Source organism: Sphaerisporangium sp. NPDC051011 (assembly GCF_040653595.1).
Taxonomy (GTDB): domain Bacteria; phylum Actinomycetota; class Actinomycetes; order Streptosporangiales; family Streptosporangiaceae; genus Sphaerisporangium.
Genome location: NZ_JBFAGG010000028.1, coordinates 20870 through 40282, shown reverse-complemented (window position 1 = coordinate 40282; position 19413 = coordinate 20870). Strand labels below are relative to the sequence as shown.

Here is a 19413-nt window from a genome sequence, read left to right as displayed (position 1 = left end):
TCTGTAACCTCGCGGAGTGCGCGGGGCCGCGCGGGATTTGGCATCCTTCAAGGGTGTATTCAGTAGGGTTTGATCTTGATCTGACGCTCGCGGACACGCGCGCGGGAATCGCGGCGGTATACGACGAGGTGGCGAGCCGTCTCGGCGTCGCCATCGACAGCGCCGCCGTCGTCGCCCGTCTCGGCCCGCCGCTGGAACAGGAGTTGGCCCACTGGCTGCCGCCCGAGAGCATCCCGGACGCCGCCGCCCTGTACCGCTCGCTCTATCCGGAGATCGCGATCCCGATGACGACGCTCATGCCGGGCGCCGCCGACGCCGTCGCCCTGGTGCGCCGCCACGGCGGCCGCGTCATCGTCGTGACCGGCAAGTACGAGCCGAGCGCCCATCGCACGCTCGCGGCGCTGGGGCTGGAGGTCGAAGAGGTCGTGGGGTCGGTCTTCGGCGAGGCGAAGGGGACGGCCATCGCGTCCTTCGGCGCCGCCGCCTACGTCGGAGATCATCCGGGCGACATCGCGGCGGCGCGGGCGGGCCGCGCGCTGAGCGTCGGAGTGGCCACGGGCGCCTACACCGCCGATGCCCTGCGTGATCACGGAGCCGACGTAGTATTGCAGGATTTGACGGGGTTCGGGCCGTGGTACGAGCGCTGGCGTGTCGCCGAAATCGGGGCCGTTTCGACGGTCATCTGATGCCCCGCGTGGGCATAACCTACATCCATTCACCATTCATGACAGTCTGAACGAGGTCACCCTGTGCCTACTGGCAAGGTCAAGTGGTACGACGCTGACAAGGGCTTCGGTTTCCTCACCCGCGACGACGGCGGTGAGGTCTTCGTGCACTCCTCAGCGCTTCCCAAGGGCGTGGAAGCGCTCAAGCCCGGTCAGAAGGTCGAGTTCGGTGTCGCCGAGGGGCGCCGTGGCCAGCAGGCTCTTTCGGTCCGCGTGCTGGAGCAGCCCCCGACGCTCGCTAAGACGGCGAAACCAAAGGCTAAGCGCAAGAAGCCGGACGAACTGGTTGTTATCGTCGAAGACCTGATAAAGCTGCTGGACGACGTCTCCAATTCCTACCAGCGCGGCAAGCACCCCGACGCCGCGCACGCGAGGAAGATCGCGACCGTGCTGCGCGCCGTCGCCGACGACATCGACGCCTGAGACGCCGAGCATTCTCCTCCCCGCCTCACCCGGGCGCTCCACATCGGCCCGGTGCGGGGGAACACATCCCGTACGGGCGGTTCATCCGTGCGGGTTGGTCAGTGGTTTGGTCCCGCCCGGCCTCGGGCTGTCCGCGTACGGCTCGGGGCCGGCGGGGCGCACGTCCGCGGTGCCGGTCCACGCCTCGGGCTCCGGCGGCGGCGCATGCTCTGGCGGGGCGTGCTTTGGCGGGGCGTGCCGCGCCGGGGCGTGCGGCACGGGCCGGGGACGGGCGCGCAGCCGTCGCCGCCGCGTCGTGAGGACCCAGGCGAGCGCGGCGACCAGCGCGGCGGCGACGATCGCCAGCCCGATCGGCCCCGCCGAGCGTCCGGGCGCCAGCGACAGCAGCAGCCCGGCCAGCCCGCCCGCCACCCACGCGATCTGCAGCAGCGCCTCCACCACGCCGAACGTCGAGGACCGGACCTCCTCGCCGATCTCGCGTTGCACGACCGCGTCCAGCGCCAGCTTGCCGACCTCCTGGGCGAACCCGGCGACGAGCGCGACCACGACGGCCGTCCACAGCGAGAAGAAGAACGCCGACGCCGCCGCCGTCACCGTGGCGAGGCCGAGAGCGGACAGCACGATCACCTGCGGCGGGCGTCCGCGCACCCAGGACGCCACCACCGCGCCGAGCAGGCCGCCCGCGCCCGCGCCGCCCGCGAGGATCGCGATCAGCACCTCCGGGGGAAGGCCGTTCCCGCGCAGGTGCCCGTCCTTGACCAGGAACAGCAGGAAGAACACCAGGAAACCGGACAGGACGCGCAGCGCGGCGTTGGCGCGCATCGCCTCGCCGACCACCGGGCCGATGCTCAGCAGGGTGCGCCAGCGCGGCCTCGCCTCACCGGCCTCGCCTTCCTCGGCCTCCAGGTCGGGCGCGTCGACATGGCGCGGCAGCCGTACGGCCCCGACCCCGGCCGCGATGAAGATCACCATCGTGCCGCGCAGCACCCAGTCGGCGCCGAGCCACGCCGTCAGGCCCGCCGCCACCGGCGCGGCCACCCCCGCCGAGACCAGGGCGAACAGGGCGACCCTCGCGTTGGCGGTGACCAGGCCGATGTCGGCGGGCAGGACGCTCGGCATGGTGGCCGCCCGGGACACGTTGTACGCCTTGGACAGCACCAGGACGGCCAGCGCGGCGGGGAAGAGCGTGAGCCCGTCGGACGGGCCGATCGCGGCGGCCATGCCCCAGCAGAGCAGGCCGCGGGCCAGCAGTGTCCCCGCCATGATGTACCGGCGGCCGGACCGGAACCGGTCGAGGACCGGGCCGACGAAGGGCGCGAGGACGGTGAACGGCACCATCGTGATCAGCAGGTAGAGCGCGACCTGGCCCCGGGCCTGGTCGACCGGTAGCCCGAACAGCAGGGTGCCCGCCAGGGCGACCGTCACGAGGGCGTCGCCGGCGCTGTGGGCGGCGGTCAGCTCGATCAGTCGGCCGAGGCCCGTGCGGCCCGCGCCCTGGGCGTGGGTGAGCCTGCGGGTGGCGCGGCCGACGCCCCGGCCCGCGCGGGCCGTCCCCCTGGCGGCGGCGCCTCCGGCGTGGGCGGTCTTCTTCGCGGCCGTGCGCCCGGCGCGGAAGGTGCCGCGCCCGGCCCCGGCCGTGGCGCGGGCGGCGCGTGAGATCGACCTGCGGGCGCGGTCCCAGCCCTCCGCCATCACACGCGCGCGGACAGGGCACCGTGATCGGTGGCCGGGTCGTCCACGCTCCCTCCTTCCGCGCGCTCACGTCGGATACAGCCGGTTAGTGCCCGTTCTTCCCCTTCGTGATGCTCGCGGTGATCTGACCGGCGACACCATCGTCGGCCCGTCGCGCGTCCTCCCCAAGCTCCCCAAGCCCGCCGCCGCGATCCTTGACGATGGATCTCCGCGATCGTGCCCACCTCTTTGGTTTACAGTCCTACCCGACCAGGAGGCGTGTTGTTCGGTCCCGGCATGGGTGAGAATTGACGTGTGAACCGCACTCGTTCCCGCACCTTTGCCGTCGACCAAGCCTGCGCCGCCGCTGTGGAGCCGGCCAGGGCCGCCGCCGAGGCCATCGCCCGCCCGGGCGAGGTGGGCGAGCACCTCGGCTTCGAGGCCGAGGGCGAGCGCGTCGTCACCCATTTCTTCGCCTGCCTCGACCGCGCCTATCGCGGGTGGCGGTGGGCCGTGACGGTCGCGCGCGCCTCCCGCGCCCGCAACGTGACCATCAGCGAGACCGTCCTGCTGCCCGGCGGCGAGGCCCTGCTGCCCCCCGCGTGGGTGCCGTGGAGCGAGCGGCTGCTTCCCGGCGACCTCGGCGTGGGCGACCTGCTGCCCACCTCCGACGACGACGACCGGCTCGCCCCCGGCTACACCGCGACCGGCGACGACGACTCCGACCAGCAGATGATCTTCGAGTACGGGCTCGGCCGGGCCCGCGTCCTGTCGGCCATCGGCCGCGACCGCGCGGTCCACCGCTGGCACGCCGGCGACTCCGGGCCGCACACCCCGCTCGCCCACGCCGCGCCCGCGCAGTGCTCCACCTGCGGGTTCTACTGGCCGCTCGCCGGCGCGCTGCGGCTCGGCTTCGGCGTCTGCGCCAACGAGTACGCCCCCGACGACGGCAAGGTCGTCGCCGCCGACCACGGCTGCGGCGCCCACTCCGAGGCCACCGTGGCAGCCACGGGCGTCGAGCACGCGGTGCCGATCCTGGACGATCTGGGCTACGACCTCATGGAAGAGGGCGCCCCGGCCGCCGGCTCGGTCGAGGACACCGAGGAAGAGGACACCGAGTCGCTCGGCCATTCCTGACTCTTCGCGGGTTTACCGGCCGCCGCTTTGGGCGATGGCCGGAAAGTGTCCGAGCGCCGCGCCATGATATCTGCGGAATTCACGCGTTTCCGGCTGTGCGGCAGCCGGCCACCCTCCACCTTGGGACATGACTGGTGACTGACATCTTTGGCACCGAACGCATGCGCACGACGGTCCTGGCCGCCTGGACGGCCTCGCCCGCCCGCTTCCGCGAGGACGCCAACGCCGAGGAGGACTTCGCCCTCGGCGGCTACCGCGACCGCCTGATCGTCGAACTGGCCCAGAACGCCGCCGACGCAGCCCTGCGCGCCGGCGTTCCCGGCCGCCTCCGGCTCACCCTGCGCGACGGCGTGCTGAGCGCCGCCAACACCGGCGCCCCGCTCGACGCGACCGGCGTCGAGGGCCTGTCCACGCTGCGGGTCTCCGGCAAACGCGACGAGATCGGCTCGGTCGGCCGGTTCGGCGTGGGCTTCGCGGCCGTCGTCTCCGTCTGCGACGAGCCGCTGATCGCCTCCCGCGCCACCGGAGCGGTCCGCTGGTCGCGGGCCGAGACCGCGGCGCTGGTCGCCGCCGAGCCCACCCTGTCACGCGAGCTGGCCGGGCGCGACGGCCACGTCCCGCTGCTGCGCCTGCCTTTCGAGGCCGAGCCGGTCGACGTGCCCGAGGGCTACGACACCGTCGTACGGCTGCCGCTGCGCGACAAGACCGTCGAGCAGGCCGTGCGCCAGATGCTCGCCGAGACCGGCCCGGCGCTGCCGCTCGCCATGCCCGCCCTCGCCGCGATCGAGATCGAGGCCGACGGCGAGTCCCGCACGATCACCGCCGACGGCTGGCAGGTGGTGGAGGCCTCCGGCGACTTCAGCGCCGAGCAGGTCGCCGAGCTGTTCGCCGACCGCCCCACCGAGGAGCGCGCCCGGCCGTACTGGCTGGTCCGCTGGGCCGTGCCCGACGGCGACGGGCGGCTGCCCAAGGACGTCGCGCCCGTCGTCCACGCGCCCACCCCGAGCGACGAGCCGCTCGACCTGCCCGCCCTGCTGATCGCCACCTTCCCCCTCGCCACCGACCGGCGGCACGTCGCGTCCGGGCCCCTGGCCGACTACCTGGTCGAACGCGCCGCCGAGACCTACATCGAGCTGCTCAAGACCCTGCCGAAGACGCCCCGCCTGCTCGACCTGGTGCCCGGCCTGATGGGCAAGGGCGAGCTGGACGCCGCGATCCGCCGGGCCGTCCTGCGCCGCCTGCCGGACACGCCCCTGCTGCCCGCGATCTCCCCGCCCGCCGATGCGGAGCCCGCGGAGCGTTCCGGCGATCTTTTCGTGCTCTCCGGCCGCGAGGCGTCCGTGGTCGAGGGCCCGGCCGGGTTCCTGGACCGGATCGCCTTCGCCGTCCCCGGCCTGCTGCCCGCCGGCTGGGCCGGCCGCCACCCGGCGCTCACCACCCTCGGCGTGCGCCGGGTAGAGCTGTCGGACGTCGTGGACATGCTCTCCGGCGACGCGGTCGACGACAAGACGCCCGCCTGGTGGCATTCGGTGTACGACGTCGTGCCCGCCGATGACCGCGAGGCCCTCGGCGCGCTGCCCGTCCCCCTGGCCGACGGCCGCCTCGTCCGGGGGCCGCGCGGCACGCTGCTGCTCGGCGACTCCTCCCTCGACGCCTCCCTGCTCGCCCCGCTCGGCCTGCGCGTCGTCCACCCCGAGGCCGCGCACCCGCTGCTGCTGCGGCTCGGCGCCGCCGAGGCCACCCCGGGTAGCGTCCTGGACGACCCGCTCACCCACGCCACCGTCTCCGAGTCCCTCGACAGCGCCGACCCCGAGCCGGTCGCCCAGGCCGTCCTCGCGCTCGTCGAGGCCGCCGGGCTGTCGGCGGGTGAGGCCCCGTGGCTGTCCGCCCTCGCGCTGCGCGGCGCCGACGGCGAGCTGTACCCCGCGGGCGAGCTGCTGCTCGGCGAGGGATCGCTGGCCAAGCTCATCGACCAGGACGTCCCCTTCGGCGTCGCCGCCCCCGACCTGGTCGAGCGGTACGGCACGCACGTCCTGTCCGCGGCGGGCGTCCTGGACGGTTTCGCCGTGGTCAACGACTCCGACGTGCCGCTCGACCCCGACGAGTGCGACCACGAGCTCGACACCGAGGACGAATGGCTGGAGGCCGTCCTCGACGTCGTCCCCGAGACCCTCGTCCCGCCGGTGGCCCGCGAGTTCACCGCGATCCGCGACCTCGAATACGTCGCCGACTGGCCGTCGGCGCTGGCGCTGCTGTCCCGCCCGCCGCTGCGGGCCGCGCTCCAGCCGCTGCGCGCGCTCGCCGACGGGCAGATCGTCGAGGCCCCCTCGTACACCGCCTGGTGGCTGTCACGCCACCCGGTCCTGGACGGCCGGCGGCCCACCTCCCTGCGCCTGCCCCACGGCGACCCGCTGCTGTACGGGCTGTACGGCGACGCGCCCGAGGGCTTGGACACCGGCGCGCTCGCGATGATCGGCGTGCGCACCACCCTCGCCGACCTGCTCGCCTCGCACGGCGGCCCGGACGAACTGCTCGATCTTCTGGCCGACCCCTCCCTGGAGGTCGACCGCGCCCAGCTCAGGTCGCTGTGGATCGCCCTCGCCGCCGTCGAGCCGTCCCGCGTGGCCCCGCCGACCGCCGTCCGTGCCGTGCTGAACGGCCGCATCATCGTCGCGGATGCCGAGGACGGCCGCCCGCTCGGCGGCAACGGCCCCGCCGAGGCCGACGTCGAAGGCCTGGTCGCGGCGGGCCCGCCGGTCGTCGTCGAGGCGCCCGACCTGCTCGCGCTCGTCGCCTCCCGTCCGCTGGTGCTGGCGCCGTTCGACCTCGCCGAGGCGTTGTCGGAACTGCTCGACGTCCCCGTCGCCGGGGAGGAGTTCGGAGGCGAGGTCACCTCGACCGGCGAGGAGCGTCAGGTGCCCGCCCAGGTGCGCTCGCTGCTGCCCTCCGCGCCCGCCACGTACGTCGACCACGCCGAGCTGACCGTCGACGGCGTCCCGGTGCCGTGGCGCTTCTACGAGGGCGCCGTGCACGCCACCGGCGTCGAAGGGCTCGCCCGCGGCCTCGCCTGGGCCACCGGCCAGTGGGGCGACCGGCTCGCGGTCGCCGCCCTCCTGCGCGACCCGGACGCCGTCCCCCTGCTCCTCGCCGAGGCCGACCTCGACAGCTAGGTGATCCGCGTCCGGCGGGCGGTCCCCCGGGACGCCGCCGCCCTGACCGCCGTCCAGACGGCGTCCTGGCGTGCGGCGTTCCGCGGGCTCATGCCCGATGGGTACCTCGCACACCTGAACACCGCGGCCGTCGTCGCAGCCCTGGCCGAGGCCGGGTACGCGGAGGCCACAGCGTGGGTGTTCGAACGCGACGCGCGGGCGCGGAGCTTTTACCGAGGGCAGGGGTGGAGCGAGGACGGCGCCCGGGACGGCAGCGGCGACGGCTTCGACCTCACGATCGTCCGCCACCGCCGTCCGTTGCCCGCTCGCTGACGCGCGAGGAGCCGTCGCCGGGCCGCGCCCGGTCGCGCGCGGCGGCGCGCCGGTCGCGTCGCCACACGTAGAACATGCCGAACAGGCCGAGGCCGACGCCGGCGACGCACGTCCAGATCCACCAGCGGTCCTCCGGCGGGAGACCGAGGGCGAGCAGCACGACCAGCGCGACGACCCACAGGCCCGTGCCCGCGAGAATCGCCGCGGTGTCGTTGGTCTTCAACGGGGCGGGATCCGGGGGGCTCGGCTCGTTCACGCAGTCCAGCCTAGGCGAGAACCTCCGGCGCGGTGTGTCCGGGGGCGGCGGCCTTCGCATGGAGATGGAGTGTCAGATCCGTGATCAATGAGCCGAGGGGCGGCCGCTCGGTACACTTGTCGGCCATCAGACGCCGAAACCGCCGGCGAGTTCCGCGTCGATCTCCTCCGCGCTCAGGGGCCGAGAGCTACGGAACCCGCCGACCGACGGCTTCGGCCTTGGCGCATGCTGATCGATCAGCTTGTCGATCTCCTGGGCGAGCGTCACCCCATCGGCGGCGGCCAGACGATGCAGCCTGTCACGCGTGCTCTTGGGCTCCTTGATGGTCGTCACAGATTTCGGCCTTCGGTGGCAGGGGCGGGGCAGGGTCAGCGTTTGACGGCGCGGAGGACCACGAACTTCGGGTCGCTGGCGGCGACCTCGCAGTTGCCGAAGAGGTGGCGGAGCTTTGCGTGGTAGCCCAGGTGGCGGTTGCCGACCACCCACAGCTCTCCGCCGCGGCGCAGGGCGGCGCGGGCGCCGTTGAACATGCGCCAGGCCGTCGCGTCGCTCGTCGCGCGGTGGGTGTGGAACGGGGGGTTGTTCAGGATGAGGTCGACTGATCCGTTCGGAATGCCGGACATGCCGTCGGCGGTGAGGAACTCCGCGGGGGCATCGACGTTCGCCCGCCACGTCGCCTCGGCGGAGGCCACCGCCTGGTAGGACTCGTCCACGAAGACCACCTCGGCGTCGCCGTTGTCCAGCGCCGCGGCCAGGCCGAGCACGCCGTTGCCGCAGCCCAGGTCCACGACGCGCTCGCGGCCCTCGCGGTGGGGAAGGTTGCGCAGGAGGAAGCGGGTGCCGATGTCGAGGTGATCGGCGCAGAAGATGCCCGCGTGGTTGACGACCGTCCGGCCCGACGCCACTCCGACGTCCTCGGGCAGCGCGTAGCTTCGCGGCCAGGGGCTGGGAGGCGGGACGAGCGCCGGGTCGGGGAAGCAGAAGACGAGCCGGGCCTTCTTCACCGCCAGGGACGTCCTGGTCGGACCGAGGATCTTCTCGAACGTTCTGAGCGTCGAGGTGTGGATCTCGGTGACCATTCCGGCCGCGACGACGACCGTGCCCGCGTGGAGGTGCGGCGCGAGGCGGTGAAGCTGGTCCTCCAGGAGCACGAGGTTCTTCGGCACCCGGATCAGCAGCACGTCGACCCGCTCGGGCGGAGCGTCCTGGGTGGTCAGGAGCCGTACCGCCCCCGCGTCCACGCCGTTGCGCCGCAGGTTCGCGCGGGTCGCCTCCTGGGTGAGGAACGAGTCGGTGATCTGCACGGGGTGGTGGCCGGCGAGCGCGGTGACCAGGGCGCCCCACCGGTCGCCCAGCGCGACCACGGTGCCCGACAGGTCGACCGGGGCGGCGTCGATTCCGTCGAGGTGACGCAGGAGGTACTCGTCGGCGGCGTCCCAGGCGCGAAGCGGGTCGCGCGGGTCTTCGGGGAAACGGGCGAGGTCGAGCCCACCCCTCGACGTCGTCAACCGGTTCATCGCGCCCCAGGTTAGCGACTCGCCCGGCACGCCGGGTAATCCTGCCGCCGGGGCTGTGGTCCGGGGTTCCCGCGCGCGGGGCGGTCGGTGCGCGCGGTCATCCCGGACCGACGCCGATCACGGCCGGGCGGGCCGTGCCGGACGCGTGAACCCGCGGCGGGCGGGCACGTATGCGGCGTGCCCGGCCCCGCCGCGGGCCGCTTTCAGGGCGCGGTTCGTCGCCACCCCGGTGACGTACGTCTCGCAGGTGATCAGGGTGGTCGTGGCGGGGGGCTCGATTTGTGTACGACTGGACGGGTTCCGGTCCGGCAGGCGCTGCAGGGCCTCCACGTCGAAGGTCATGATTTTCACCTCCTCGCTGGGTCGGTGGGTCCCGCGGCGGGTTCGCCGGGGAGGTCCGAGAGGGCGGGCGCGCGTTGTGCGGGTCGTCATCGGGGATGCCCGTCTTGGGGGGAGAGCGGGGCGGGGAAGACCGGCAGCCGGCGAGGACGAGGAAGACACGGGTGCACTGGGCGGGTTCGGTTATGGTGTGGTGTGGTCGGCAGGGAGCGGCGGACGGTGCCGGTGGAGTTGTTGCCGCACCTCCGGCAGGCGCGTGATCGCATCGACCGCGACTACCGGAGCGACCTCGATCTCGACGGGCTCGCGGCCGTCGCCGGCATTTCCAAGTACTACTTCATCCGCTGCTTCGAGGCTGCGTACGGCGAGACCCCGATGCGCTACCTCACGCGCCGTCGCCTGGAGCGGGCCCAGGATCTCCTGCGCGTCGCCAACCTGACCGTCACCGAGATCTGCATGGCGGTGGGGTTCACCAGCCTGGGGTCGTTCTCGTCCAAGTTCACGCAACTCGTGGGCGAGTCGCCGAGCGCGTACCGCGACCGGTGGGCGGCGCGCGGCGGCCCGCATATCCCTGGGTGCTATCTGTTCATGAACGGGGTGCTCGACCTGACGTGCTCGACGGCGCCCGACGCCCCCGAGAGCCCCGAGGATCAGAGCGGCGAGCAAGATCACTGATTGTGCAATTTTGGAGAAGTCGCAGGCCAGGGGGCACGAGTAGCTTCTCCTGCATGATTACGAACATCTCTCTCACGACGATCTACTGCCTCGACCAGGACGCGGCCCGCGACTTCTACGTGAACGTCCTCGGGTTCGCCGCGCGGGAGGACGTCTCCATGGGCGAGGACTTCCGCTGGGTCACCGTCAGCCACCCCGACCACCCCGAGCTCCAGATCACGCTCATGAAGCCCGGCCCGCCGCTGGACGCCGAGGTGGCGGACTTCTTCCGGCGGCAGCTCGAGAAGGGCCAGAGCGGGGGCCTCGGGCTGCAGGTCGACGACTGCCGCAAGACGTGCGAGGAGCTGAGCGCCAAGGGCGTCACGATCCTGCAGGAGCCGCAGGACCGGCCGTACGGGGTAGAGGCCGTCATCCGCGACAACCAGGGCAACTGGCTCGTCCTCGTCGAGCCCCGGTCCTACACCCAGGAGGACTTCAGCAAGGGCCAGTGATCGCGTGTAGGCCCGTGCTTCCCGGAGGGGGCCATGTCGGGAGGGAGGGCCGTCGCCGCGGTTCGCCGGGGGACGGCCCTTTCACGGGCCGGACGGAGGAATGTAATCCGCCATCCCTAAGATCACTCTTCGTCCCGATAAGGGACATGTGGCGTATATCGGGAGGCCGGAGGGGTGGGCGCGGGCCGTACGCGGGGCGGCCCAGCTCGGCTGACGTCGCGCGTAAAACCGATTGCGACCGCCGGAACCGGCTGACTAACGTCGGAGCACCTCTGCCCTCGCACGGATCGGACGATGGCCATGCTGTGGCGCGTCGCCGCCCGCCGCTTCCCGGTGCTCGCGATCCGCGACTTCCGGCTGCTGCTGGCCGACCGGCTGCTCGCCCCGGCGGCCGTCGCGTTCTCGATGGTGGGCGTCTCGTTCGCCGTCCTGGACGCCACCGGGTCCACCGCCGACCTCTCGTACGTCCTGGCGGCGCAGATCGCCCCGTCCCTGGTGTTCACGCTGATCAGCGGCGTCATCTCGGACCGCGTCCCGCCGCAGCGGGTGATCGTCGCGGCCAACGTCATGATCGCGGTCGCCGAGGGGCTGCTCGGCGTCCTCGTGCTCGCGGGCGACGCCCGGCTGTGGCAGATGATCGTGCTGGAGACGCTGAACGGCGTCGGCATGGCCGTGTTCTGGCCGGCCTCGCAGGCCCTGCTGCCGAAGATCGTGCCCGATCCGCTGCTGCAACAGGCCAACGCCCTCAGCCGGCTGGCGATGAACGGCGCGCAGATGGGCGGCGCCGCCGTCGCGGGCGTGGTCGTCGCGGCCGTCGGCCCCGGCTGGGCGATGACGGTCTGCGGCGTCGGCCTGCTCGGCACGATCCCGATGCTGCTCGCGATCCGCGCGCCCGGCCACGAGCCCGCGGCGGGCGAGGAGGCGGGCATGCTGCGCGAGCTCAGGGAGGGCTGGTCGGAGTTCCGCAGTCACTCCTGGCTGTGGACGATCGTCCTGCAGTACGGGGTCGTCCTGATGGCCTGGTACGGCAGCTTCCAGGTGCTCGGCCCGCCGGTCGCCAAGGCCCATCTCGGCGGCCCGGCCTCCTGGGGGGCGATCATGTCGGCCGAGGCGCTCGGGCTGATCGTGGGCGGGCTTGTCTCGCTGCGGTTCACCCCGCGCAGGCCCCTTCTGGTCGTGGTGTGCATGGGGGCGATCACCGCGCTGTCCCCACTGTCGCTGGCCATGCGGTGGCCCCTGGTGGCGATATGCCTGGCCGCGGTGGTGATCGGCGTCGCCATGGAGATCATGGTCGTGCAGTGGAGCGTCACGCTGGCCCGTAATGTGCCGCCCGGCAAGCTGGCGCGGGTCTCCGCCTACGACGCGCTCGGCTCCGTCATGGCGATGCCGGTCGGCGCGCTGATCGCGGGCCCGATCGCGGCCCAGATCGGCCTGTCGGCCACGCAGTACGGCGCGGCGGCGCTGATGATCGTGGCATCGGGGCTGGCCCTGCTGCCGCGGGACGTGCGGACGCTGCGCTCGCCCGCGGCGGACGACGCGACGGTGCCGCCCGCCGTGTCCCCGTCCTCGGCGCCCTCCGCCTGACCGCGCGTCACCCCCTTTCTCCGCGCCCTCGCCTGATCCGCGTGTCCCCGTCCTCCGCGCCGGGTTGAACCCGGCCCGTCTGATCCGGCTCGTCTGATCCCCGATTGCGCGCGCCGAGCCGTCCGCGCCGAGCCGTCCGTGCCGAGCCGTCCGCGCTGGGCCCGGTTGCGGAGCGCGCCCCACTGTGGCAAGACGTAGCAAATGATCTCCGCCTCCGGCATTTCGGCGTTTCGGACATCCGTCACGTTCGTGGGGGTCGTGTGGGAATCCCGACACGGGGTATATAGTTAGCAAAGGTAATGAGTTATGACGAACACCACCACAAGGACGGGACGCCTACCGGGCCCACGCAGCGACGCCGAGCTGGCCTCCGCGCTGCGCGTGTCGCTGGCGCGCCTGACCAGACGGCTGCGGCGACAGGCCGGAGCCAACACCCTGACCCCCACCCAGCTCGCGACTCTCGCCGCCGTCGAGCGGCACTCCGCTATAACGCCTGGCGAGCTCGCCGAGCTGGAGAAGATGCAACCCCCTTCGATGACGCGGGTGATCGCCGCCCTGGAGGAACGAGAGCTGCTCGCCCGCACCCCACACCCGACCGACCGGCGGCAGGTGACCGTCAGCGTGACCGAGGCCGGCCGGGGGCTGCTGAAGGAGGAACGCCGACGGAAAGAGGCGTGGCTTGCCAAGCGGCTGGAGGAGCTGACGCCCGAGGAGCGGGCGACGCTGCGGGCCGCGGCGCCGATCCTGGAGAAGCTCTCGCAGATGTGACCCGTTCCCAGGCCGTGGAAGACGCCGGGACAGCGGTGGGGGAGGTGCGGGAATCCGAGGTGTGGGAATCCGAGCCGCGAGCGGTCCAGGCCGAGGAGACGCGCGGCGCCGAACCGCTTCCGCGCTCGCGCGGCGGGATGTTCCGGTCCCTGCGCAACTACAACTACCGTCTGTTCGTGTCCGGCAGCGTCGTGTCGAACGTCGGCACGTGGATGCAGCGCACCGCCCAGGACTGGCTGGTCCTGGAGCTCACCCACGGCAGCTCGGCGGCCCTCGGCGTCACCACGGCCCTGCAGTTCCTCCCGGTCGTCCTGTTCGGCCTGTGGGGTGGCATGCTGGCCGACCGGTACTCCAAGCGCCCGCTGCTCATGGCCGCCCAGTCGCTGCTCGGGCTGCTCGCGCTGGCGATGGGCCTGCTGACGATCACCGGGCACGCGCAGACCTGGCACGTGTACGTGATGGCGTTCATGCTGGGCCTCGTCTCGTGCGTCGAGGTGCCCACCCGGCAGTCGTTCGTCGTCGAGATGGTCGGCCGGCGCGACCTGGCCAACGCGATCGCCCTCAACAGCTCGACCTTCAACCTCGCACGGGTCGTCGGACCGGCGCTCGCCGGTGTGCTGATCTACGCGCTGGGCGGGACCGGGCCGATCTTCCTGCTGAACGCGGTGTCGTTCGCCGCCGTGATCACCGGCCTGCTGCTCATGCGCACCTCCGAACTGCGCACGCCCGAACCGGTCGCGCGCGGCAAGGGCCAGCTCCGCGAGGGCCTGCGGTACGTGTGGCGGCGTCCTGAGCTGCTGATGCCGATCCTCCTGGTGGCGTTCGTGGCGATGTTCGCGACGAGCTTCTCGATGAGCATCGCGCTGATGGCCAAGCAGGTCTTCGGCCAGGACGCCTCGTCGTTCGGCGTCGCGTCCAGCGTGTTCGCGGTCGGCGCCCTCGGCGGGGCGCTGCTGGCCGCGCGCCGCGCCCGTCCCACGCGGCGGCTGCTGATCGCCGGAGGGGTCGTCTTCGGCCTCGCCCAGATCGCCGCCGGCCTCGCCCCCGTGTACCTGGCGTTCCTGCTTCTGCTGGTCCCGGCCGGCATGGCGCTGATCACGACGAACACCGCCGCGAACTCCTCGGTCCAGCTCGCCGCCTCGCCGGAGATGCGCGGGCGGGTCATGGGAATCTATGTCCTGGTGTTCACCGGTGGCGCTCCCATCGGCGCACCGCTGATCGGCTGGATCGGCGAGTTCGCCGGGCCACGCCTCGGGGCCGTGATCTGCGGGGTGATGTGCCTGGCCGGGGTCGGGCTCGCCATCCTGCTCACCAGGTTCGCCGCGGGAAGGACGCATGGTGCGGTTGTTCGTGGCGTTGTCCCCGTGCCCGGAGGCGCTCGCTGAGGTCTCCGCGGCCGTCGAGCCCCACGTCGAGCAGTGGCCCGGCCTGCGCTGGACGGCCCCGGAGACCTGGCACCTCACGCTGGCCTTCCTCGGGGAGGTCCCTGAGACCGCGCTGCGCGGCCTCAGGACGCGGCTCGCCCGCGCGGCGCGGCGGTACCCGCCGATGACCCTGGCCTTCCAGGGCGCGGGCGCGTTCCCGTCCGCCCGCAGGGCCCGCGTCGTCTGGCTCGGCGTCGAGGGCGGGGGCGCGGTGCTCTCACGGCTGGCGGCCTCGGTCGCCGCCGCCGGTCGCCGCGCCGGGGCCGCGTACGAGGAGAAGAAGCCCTACCACCCGCACCTCACGCTCGCGCGGGCCCGTCCCCGGGAGGGGCTGGACGTCACGCCCCTGACGGCCGTGTTGAAGGAGTTCGCGGGCACGTCGTGGCGCGCGGACGCGGTGCACCTCATGCGCAGCCACCCCGGGCCCAAGGTCCGTTACGAGCCCGTCGGGTGCTGGCCACTGGGCGGACACGACTAGGCTCCAATACGTGGACCGTCCCCGTCGCTGGCTGCTGCCGGCAGTGCTCGCGCTGCTCGTGGTCATCGTGGTGATCGGCGCGTTGCTCTCCTGAAGAGCCCGCCTGAGCCGTTCTGTCCCTGCTCTGCCCCTGCCCAGGTCCCCTTGAGCCCCTCTGACGAGTGAGGCCGTGACCCCCGGCGGATCGGGGATCACGGCCTCGACGTTCCGGCGGCTCAGGTGCTACCAGGCGTAGGCCTCGGGGGCGGGGCCGCCCGGGCCGGGGAAGATCTCGTCCAGGCGGGCGAGCGCCTTCTCGTCCAGCTCGATCTCCAGGGCCCGCAGGCTGCCTTCGAGCTGCCCGATCGTGCGCGGGCCGATGATCGGACCGGTGACGGCCTTCTGGGCGAGCAGCCAGGCCAGCGCCACGTTGGCCGGGTCCTCGCCGAGCTCGTCGCAGAACGCCTCGTACCGCTCGACCTTGTCGCGGTGCTTCTCCAGCTCCGTGAGCATCCTCTCGGAGGCCGACCGGCCCTTGTCGATCTTCCGGAGCACGCCGCCCAGCAGGCCGCCGGCCAGAGGGCTCCACGGGATCACGCCGAGCCCGTAGTCCTCACAGGCCGGGAGGACCTCCAGCTCGACCTCGCGGACGAGCAGGTTGTAGTGCGACTGCTCCGAGACCAGGCCGGAGAACGGGCGCCGCGCGGCCGCCTCCTGCGCCTTGGCGATGTGCCACCCGGCGAAGTTGGACGAACCCGCGTAAATGATCTTGCCCTGCTGGCGGAGGACCTCCATCGCCTCCCAGATCTCGTCGAACGGGGTGCTCCTGTCGACGTGGTGCATCTGGTACAGGTCGATGTAGTCCGTCTGCAGCCGCTTGAGCGAGGCGTCACACGCCCGGCGGATGTTCAGCGCGGACAGGTGCGTCTCGTTGGGCCAGTCGCCCATCGAGCCGTACAGCTTGGTGGCGATGACCGTCTTCTCCCGGCGCCCGCCGCCCTTGGCGAACCACCGTCCGACGATCTGCTCGGTTACTCCCTCACCTTTCTTCCAGCCGTAGACGTTTGCCGTGTCGAAGAAGTTGATGCCCAGGTCGTGAGCCTTGTCCATGATCGCGAACGAGTCCTCTTCCGAGGTCTCGGGCCCGAAGTTCATGGTGCCCAGGCACAGGCGGCTCACGGAGAGACCGGCGCGTCCGAGGTGTGCGTAATCCATGAACCTCACCCTAAGCACCTGGAGTGGACTCCAGCCCAGCGGTGGGGCCGGGAAAGGTGTCGTACGTCAGGAAGACCTGGCGGGCGGCCCGCCGGAGACGGTATCTCGACCAGACCTATCCCAACTCCAGCCCCGACCCGGCGCGGGCGGTCGAGCGCGCCGCGCCTGCTCGCGGGGCATGATGTGCCAATGGGGAGTAGACGGGTGGTCGTGACTGCGGGCGTTCTGGCGGCGCTCGCGTCCGTGCCGGCGGGGGGCGTCGCGGCGGCCTCGGCGTACGCCGTGACGGGCTTGAACGTGAGCACGGATGTGACGGGCGCGGACCGCGCCGCGAAGGCCGGCGACGGCACCGGGCGGCTGCTGTTCCGCTTCAAGGACCCGCGCATCACCGAGTCCAGCGGCCTCGCCGTCTCGCCCACGCACAAGGACGTCTATTACACGCACAACGACAGCGGCGCCGGCCCGCAGTTCTACGCCGTCGGCCCCGACGGCGGCACGCTGGCCACGTTCACGATCGCCGGGGCGGGGGCCCGAGACTGGGAGGCGATGGCGGCCTCGGTGGACCCGGCGACCGGGCAGAGCTTCCTGTGGTTCGCCGACATCGGGGACAACCTCAACGGCGGCTGGCCCGACTACTCGATCTACAAGGTGCCCGAGCCGAAGAAGATGGCCGACGCGACCGTCCACGCGACGCGGTACCGCTTCAAGTACAAGGACGGCAACCGCAACGCCGAGGGCATCATGGTGCACCCGAAGACCGGCCGGCTGTACGTCGTCAGCAAGGAGTTCGCCGGGTCGATCTACGCGGCGCCCGAGAAGCTCCGCACGGACAAGGTGAACATCCTGCGCCGCGTGGGCCCGGCGCCGATCATGGCGACGGACGCCGCGTACGCCCCGGACGGGTCGAGCTTCGTGATCCGCACCTATTTCTCCGCCTCGCTCTACCGGGCGCCCGGCGACCTGATCGGCCGCGTCACCATGCCCGCGCTGGACCAGGCCGAGTCGATCACCTACACCCGTGACGGCAGGTTCCTGCTGACCGGCACCGAGGGGACGTCCAGCCCGGTGTACTCGGTGCCGCTCCCGGCCTCGGCTCTGCCCGAGCGGGCGGCGCCCGCGCCCGCCCGTACGAGCGGCGGGACGCCCACGCGCGTGGCGGCGGCGCCGGACGCCTCGGCCTCGCACGCGGCGGCCGGCTCGGGTGACGGCGACGGCGGAGTCCCGGCCGGGGTCATCGCGCTGTGGCTGGGCGTGGCGCTGGGGGCGACCGGCATCATCGCGGTCCTGGCCCGCCGCGTCGGCTGACCCGGCCCCTGACATGGAAAGAGCCTGCCGGGCGGTGGTCCGCCGGCAGGCTCTCGTTCGTCCCGGCCGGGTCTCAGCCGGGTGTGATCCCTATGGGTGTCACCTCGCGGGGCGGGGGAGCAGCGGCGCGGTCGCGGGGGGCAGCGGCGTGGCCGCGTGGGCGGCCTGCGACGCGGGCGCCTGCGGGGAGGCGGACTGCCCGCCCGGCTGAGACGTACCGGACTGGGCCGTACCGGACTGGTTCGTACCCGCAGGCTGCGCCGGGGCCGCCTGCTGCGGCTTCATGGACGGCTGCCACGGGTCGGCCGGCAGCCCCCCGGTGGCGGGCCGCGGCTGCACGGTCGGCTGCCCTGGGTTCAGGGCCGGGTTCGCCGGCTGCGGCTTCGTGACCGGCTGTGCCGACGGGTCCTGGATCGTCGGGGTGACCGAGTGCGGTTGCTGGACGATCGGAGGCTGTTCCGGGGTGGCGGGGGTGACCGCCTGCGGCGGCTTCACGGCGGGCTGGACCGGGGTGACCGGCTTGGCTGGGATTGCCGGGATGGCCGGGTGCGGCGGCTTCACGCCCGGACGGACCGGGGTGGCGGGATGCCGGGGCTTGGCGACGGGGATGTAGGGCGACAGCGGGAGCCCCAGCGCGTCACACGCCTTCGGACCGAACCTCTTCTTCGGGCAGGGCGGCGTGCAGATGACCTCGAACGAGTCGAGGAAGTTGCCGTAGCTAGGCGAGCCCGCGGCCGACGAGACCGACTCGATGGAGATCCGGGTGACCTTCTGGCCCCTGGGCACGCGGTAGATCCCGGCGTAGTGGCCCCATTGGATGCCGCCGTCGGAGATGTCGCCCGAGGTCTGCCCGAGCGGGATCTGGACGGTCTGCGCGTGCGGCGTGCCGATCTTGACGTGGATGACGTCCTTGTTGTCGGCGCTGGTGCTCCGAGCGCGGTGGGCGAGCCGCCACACCAGGATCGTCTTCGGGTGGGTGGCGACGTCCTGGTAGAGGGTGGAGACCTGCGTCCCGTTGAGCTCGGCGAACTGCGTCCCGGTGTCGGCGGCGACCTCCCCGCCGTTGGCGCCGGCGTTGCCCGGTCCCCAGATCTCGATGGCGCCGTCGGTGGCGGTCGTGTGCCAGGCGGGGATGTCGGTCCTGAGGTTCCCCGCGTGGACGAGCCCGGCGGGCTGCTCGAACCCGCCGTTCCCGGTCACGCAGGCGGTGGAGGCGGGCGGGAACTGGGGCGGGGCCGGGGTGGCCGCGGCGGCGGCGGTCCCGAGCCCTGCGGTGGGGACCGCGACGAGCGAGGCGGCGGCGCCGAGAAGGAGGACACGCTGAGGCAGGGATACCAGAGCATGGGTCTTTATCATGAACTTCCCCTCGTTCGGATGACTACCCCGACGGGGCGGGGCGAGCACGCCGCGAACACCAGTACGAATCATGTCGGCGTGCCTGTCGAGGTATGCCCTGCTGAAACGCGGACTCCTGTGACTCAAGTGAGTCTTGGGATCGACACACCCATGGTTTTACCTGGGCGATCTTCTTTGTCCCGAGTCGTCCATGCGGGCGACGAAGGGTTCGCCGCGCAGCGCCTGTTCGACGAGTTCGATCGAGGCGGCGAGCTGTACCAGCCGGGGGCCCTCGCGGCGGTAGGCGGCGAGGACGGCCTCGATGGCGTGCGGCGGCAGGTGCTCCTTGAGGTCGACGGCCGCGGTGCGGTACCCGGCGCGGGCGGCCTCGACGGTGGCGTTCACGTGCTGGCGCGCCATGCGGGCGAGGGCGAGCGGGTGGCGGCGCAGCACTCCGTACGCCCGGTAGTCGGGCGGGACCGCGTCGAGCAGCCAGGCCACCGCCGACGTCTCCCAGTCCGGGCTCCCTGGGGGGAGGACCTCGGACGGCCACCCGGGTGGAAGGTACACGTCGGGAAGTGTATCGAATGTCCGTTCGAGTCGAGGTAT

The 19413-nt window shown here is 72.5% G+C and carries 21 protein-coding genes; 13 read left to right on the top strand and 8 right to left on the bottom strand.

The window, feature by feature from the left end:
- The first annotated feature begins 53 nt into the window (after positions 1 to 53).
- Positions 54 to 686 carry a haloacid dehalogenase-like hydrolase gene (locus AB0H21_RS39015; RefSeq protein WP_358526816.1) on the top strand — a complete coding sequence of 211 codons (633 nt, stop codon included), beginning with the start codon at positions 54 to 56 and terminating at the stop codon, positions 684 to 686.
- Between the two features lie 63 nt (positions 687 to 749).
- Complete coding sequence (locus AB0H21_RS39010) at positions 750 to 1148, top strand: cold-shock protein (RefSeq protein ID WP_358526815.1); 399 nt, start codon at positions 750 to 752, stop codon at positions 1146 to 1148.
- Positions 1149 to 1229: 81 nt separating this feature from the next.
- Here the strand turns inward: AB0H21_RS39010 and AB0H21_RS39005 are convergent, their stop codons facing one another.
- Positions 1230 to 2840: an MFS transporter gene (locus tag AB0H21_RS39005; protein WP_358526814.1), complete on the bottom strand. Its 1611-nt coding sequence runs from the start codon at positions 2838 to 2840 to the stop codon at positions 1230 to 1232.
- Positions 2841 to 3134: 294 nt separating this feature from the next.
- Between AB0H21_RS39005 and AB0H21_RS39000 the strand changes: the two genes are divergently transcribed.
- The 3 genes from AB0H21_RS39000 to AB0H21_RS38990 all read left to right on the top strand — a co-directional run bounded on the left by AB0H21_RS39000 (position 3135) and on the right by AB0H21_RS38990 (position 7438).
- Positions 3135 to 3956, top strand: a complete 822-nt coding sequence (locus AB0H21_RS39000; RefSeq protein ID WP_358526812.1) for a DUF3027 domain-containing protein — start codon at positions 3135 to 3137, stop codon at positions 3954 to 3956.
- Between the two features lie 134 nt (positions 3957 to 4090).
- Complete coding sequence (locus tag AB0H21_RS38995) at positions 4091 to 7126, top strand: hypothetical protein (RefSeq protein WP_358526810.1); 3036 nt, start codon at positions 4091 to 4093, stop codon at positions 7124 to 7126.
- Positions 7127 to 7438 carry a hypothetical protein gene (locus AB0H21_RS38990; RefSeq protein ID WP_358526809.1) on the top strand — a complete coding sequence of 104 codons (312 nt, stop codon included), beginning with the start codon at positions 7127 to 7129 and terminating at the stop codon, positions 7436 to 7438.
- Here the strand turns inward: AB0H21_RS38990 and AB0H21_RS38985 are convergent.
- The 4 genes from AB0H21_RS38985 to AB0H21_RS38970 form a co-directional block, all read right to left on the bottom strand.
- Positions 7398 to 7694 carry a DUF2530 domain-containing protein gene (locus tag AB0H21_RS38985; protein ID WP_358526807.1) on the bottom strand — a complete coding sequence of 99 codons (297 nt, stop codon included), beginning with the start codon at positions 7692 to 7694 and terminating at the stop codon, positions 7398 to 7400. The genes AB0H21_RS38990 and AB0H21_RS38985 overlap by 41 nt on opposite strands.
- Positions 7695 to 7820: 126 nt before the next feature.
- On the bottom strand, positions 7821 to 8027 hold the full coding sequence (locus tag AB0H21_RS38980) for a hypothetical protein (protein ID WP_358526806.1): 207 nt from the start codon (positions 8025 to 8027) through the stop codon (positions 7821 to 7823).
- A 35-nt stretch (positions 8028 to 8062) separates the two neighbouring features.
- The gene (locus AB0H21_RS38975) at positions 8063 to 9211 is read right to left on the bottom strand and encodes a methyltransferase (protein WP_358526805.1); all 1149 of its coding nucleotides are present in this window, start codon (positions 9209 to 9211) and stop codon (positions 8063 to 8065) included.
- 117 nt (positions 9212 to 9328) lie between these two features.
- On the bottom strand, positions 9329 to 9553 hold the full coding sequence (locus AB0H21_RS38970; RefSeq protein WP_358526804.1) for a hypothetical protein: 225 nt from the start codon (positions 9551 to 9553) through the stop codon (positions 9329 to 9331).
- 192 nt (positions 9554 to 9745) lie between these two features.
- Between AB0H21_RS38970 and AB0H21_RS38965 the strand changes: the two genes are divergently transcribed.
- From AB0H21_RS38965 to thpR, 6 genes are all read left to right on the top strand, one after another.
- Positions 9746 to 10225, top strand: a complete 480-nt coding sequence (locus AB0H21_RS38965; protein ID WP_358526803.1) for an AraC family transcriptional regulator — start codon at positions 9746 to 9748, stop codon at positions 10223 to 10225.
- A 53-nt stretch (positions 10226 to 10278) separates the two neighbouring features.
- Entirely contained in the window at positions 10279 to 10716 is a 438-nt protein-coding gene (locus AB0H21_RS38960) for a VOC family protein (RefSeq protein WP_358526802.1), read from the top strand.
- Between the two features lie 294 nt (positions 10717 to 11010).
- Positions 11011 to 12300 (top strand): MFS transporter, encoded by a 1290-nt coding sequence (locus AB0H21_RS38955; RefSeq protein ID WP_358526800.1) that lies wholly within the window; start codon positions 11011 to 11013, stop codon positions 12298 to 12300.
- A gap of 306 nt (positions 12301 to 12606) precedes the next feature.
- On the top strand, positions 12607 to 13068 hold the full coding sequence (locus tag AB0H21_RS38950; RefSeq protein ID WP_358526798.1) for a MarR family transcriptional regulator: 462 nt from the start codon (positions 12607 to 12609) through the stop codon (positions 13066 to 13068).
- Complete coding sequence (locus tag AB0H21_RS38945) at positions 13065 to 14453, top strand: MFS transporter (RefSeq protein ID WP_358526796.1); 1389 nt, start codon at positions 13065 to 13067, stop codon at positions 14451 to 14453. Before AB0H21_RS38950 ends, AB0H21_RS38945 begins: the two co-directional genes overlap by 4 nt.
- A complete protein-coding gene (gene thpR / locus AB0H21_RS38940; protein WP_358526794.1) occupies positions 14404 to 14970 on the top strand; it encodes an RNA 2',3'-cyclic phosphodiesterase in 567 nt (188 codons plus the stop codon). Before AB0H21_RS38945 ends, thpR begins: the two co-directional genes overlap by 50 nt.
- Positions 14971 to 15192: 222 nt before the next feature.
- Here the strand turns inward: thpR and AB0H21_RS38935 are convergent, their stop codons facing one another.
- A complete protein-coding gene (locus AB0H21_RS38935) occupies positions 15193 to 16164 on the bottom strand; it encodes an aldo/keto reductase (RefSeq protein WP_358526792.1) in 972 nt (323 codons plus the stop codon).
- 23 nt (positions 16165 to 16187) lie between these two features.
- Here AB0H21_RS38935 and AB0H21_RS38930 point away from each other — a divergent pair, with 23 nt between their 5' ends.
- Complete coding sequence (locus AB0H21_RS38930; RefSeq protein WP_358526790.1) at positions 16188 to 16346, top strand: hypothetical protein; 159 nt, start codon at positions 16188 to 16190, stop codon at positions 16344 to 16346.
- Between the two features lie 7 nt (positions 16347 to 16353).
- The gene (locus AB0H21_RS38925; protein ID WP_358526788.1) at positions 16354 to 17469 is read left to right on the top strand and encodes a hypothetical protein; all 1116 of its coding nucleotides are present in this window, start codon (positions 16354 to 16356) and stop codon (positions 17467 to 17469) included.
- A gap of 99 nt (positions 17470 to 17568) precedes the next feature.
- Here the strand turns inward: AB0H21_RS38925 and AB0H21_RS38920 are convergent, their stop codons facing one another.
- Positions 17569 to 18825, bottom strand: coding sequence for a hypothetical protein (locus AB0H21_RS38920; RefSeq protein ID WP_358526786.1), 1257 nt, complete (start codon positions 18823 to 18825; stop codon positions 17569 to 17571).
- Positions 18826 to 18981: 156 nt separating this feature from the next.
- Positions 18982 to 19374 carry a hypothetical protein gene (locus tag AB0H21_RS38915; RefSeq protein ID WP_358526784.1) on the bottom strand — a complete coding sequence of 131 codons (393 nt, stop codon included), beginning with the start codon at positions 19372 to 19374 and terminating at the stop codon, positions 18982 to 18984.
- Positions 19375 to 19413 lie beyond the last annotated feature (39 nt).

Bases quoted from the DNA above. Each gene is read 5' to 3' on its own strand.
- AB0H21_RS39005 (WP_358526814.1), bottom strand. From the start codon at position 2,840: ATGGCGGAGGGCTGGGACCGCGCCCGCAGGTCGATCTCACGCGCCGCC.
- AB0H21_RS38975 (WP_358526805.1), bottom strand. From the start codon at position 9,211: ATGAACCGGTTGACGACGTCGAGGGGTGGGCTCGACCTCGCCCGTTTC.
- AB0H21_RS38970 (WP_358526804.1), bottom strand. From the start codon at position 9,553: ATGACCTTCGACGTGGAGGCCCTGCAGCGCCTGCCGGACCGGAACCCG.
- AB0H21_RS38960 (WP_358526802.1), top strand. From the start codon at position 10,279: ATGATTACGAACATCTCTCTCACGACGATCTACTGCCTCGACCAGGAC.
- AB0H21_RS38955 (WP_358526800.1), top strand. From the start codon at position 11,011: ATGGCCATGCTGTGGCGCGTCGCCGCCCGCCGCTTCCCGGTGCTCGCG.
- AB0H21_RS38950 (WP_358526798.1), top strand. From the start codon at position 12,607: ATGACGAACACCACCACAAGGACGGGACGCCTACCGGGCCCACGCAGC.
- thpR (WP_358526794.1), top strand. From the start codon at position 14,404: ATGGTGCGGTTGTTCGTGGCGTTGTCCCCGTGCCCGGAGGCGCTCGCT.
- AB0H21_RS38935 (WP_358526792.1), bottom strand. From the start codon at position 16,164: ATGGATTACGCACACCTCGGACGCGCCGGTCTCTCCGTGAGCCGCCTG.
- AB0H21_RS38925 (WP_358526788.1), top strand. From the start codon at position 16,354: ATGGGGAGTAGACGGGTGGTCGTGACTGCGGGCGTTCTGGCGGCGCTC.
- AB0H21_RS38920 (WP_358526786.1), bottom strand. From the start codon at position 18,825: ATGATAAAGACCCATGCTCTGGTATCCCTGCCTCAGCGTGTCCTCCTT.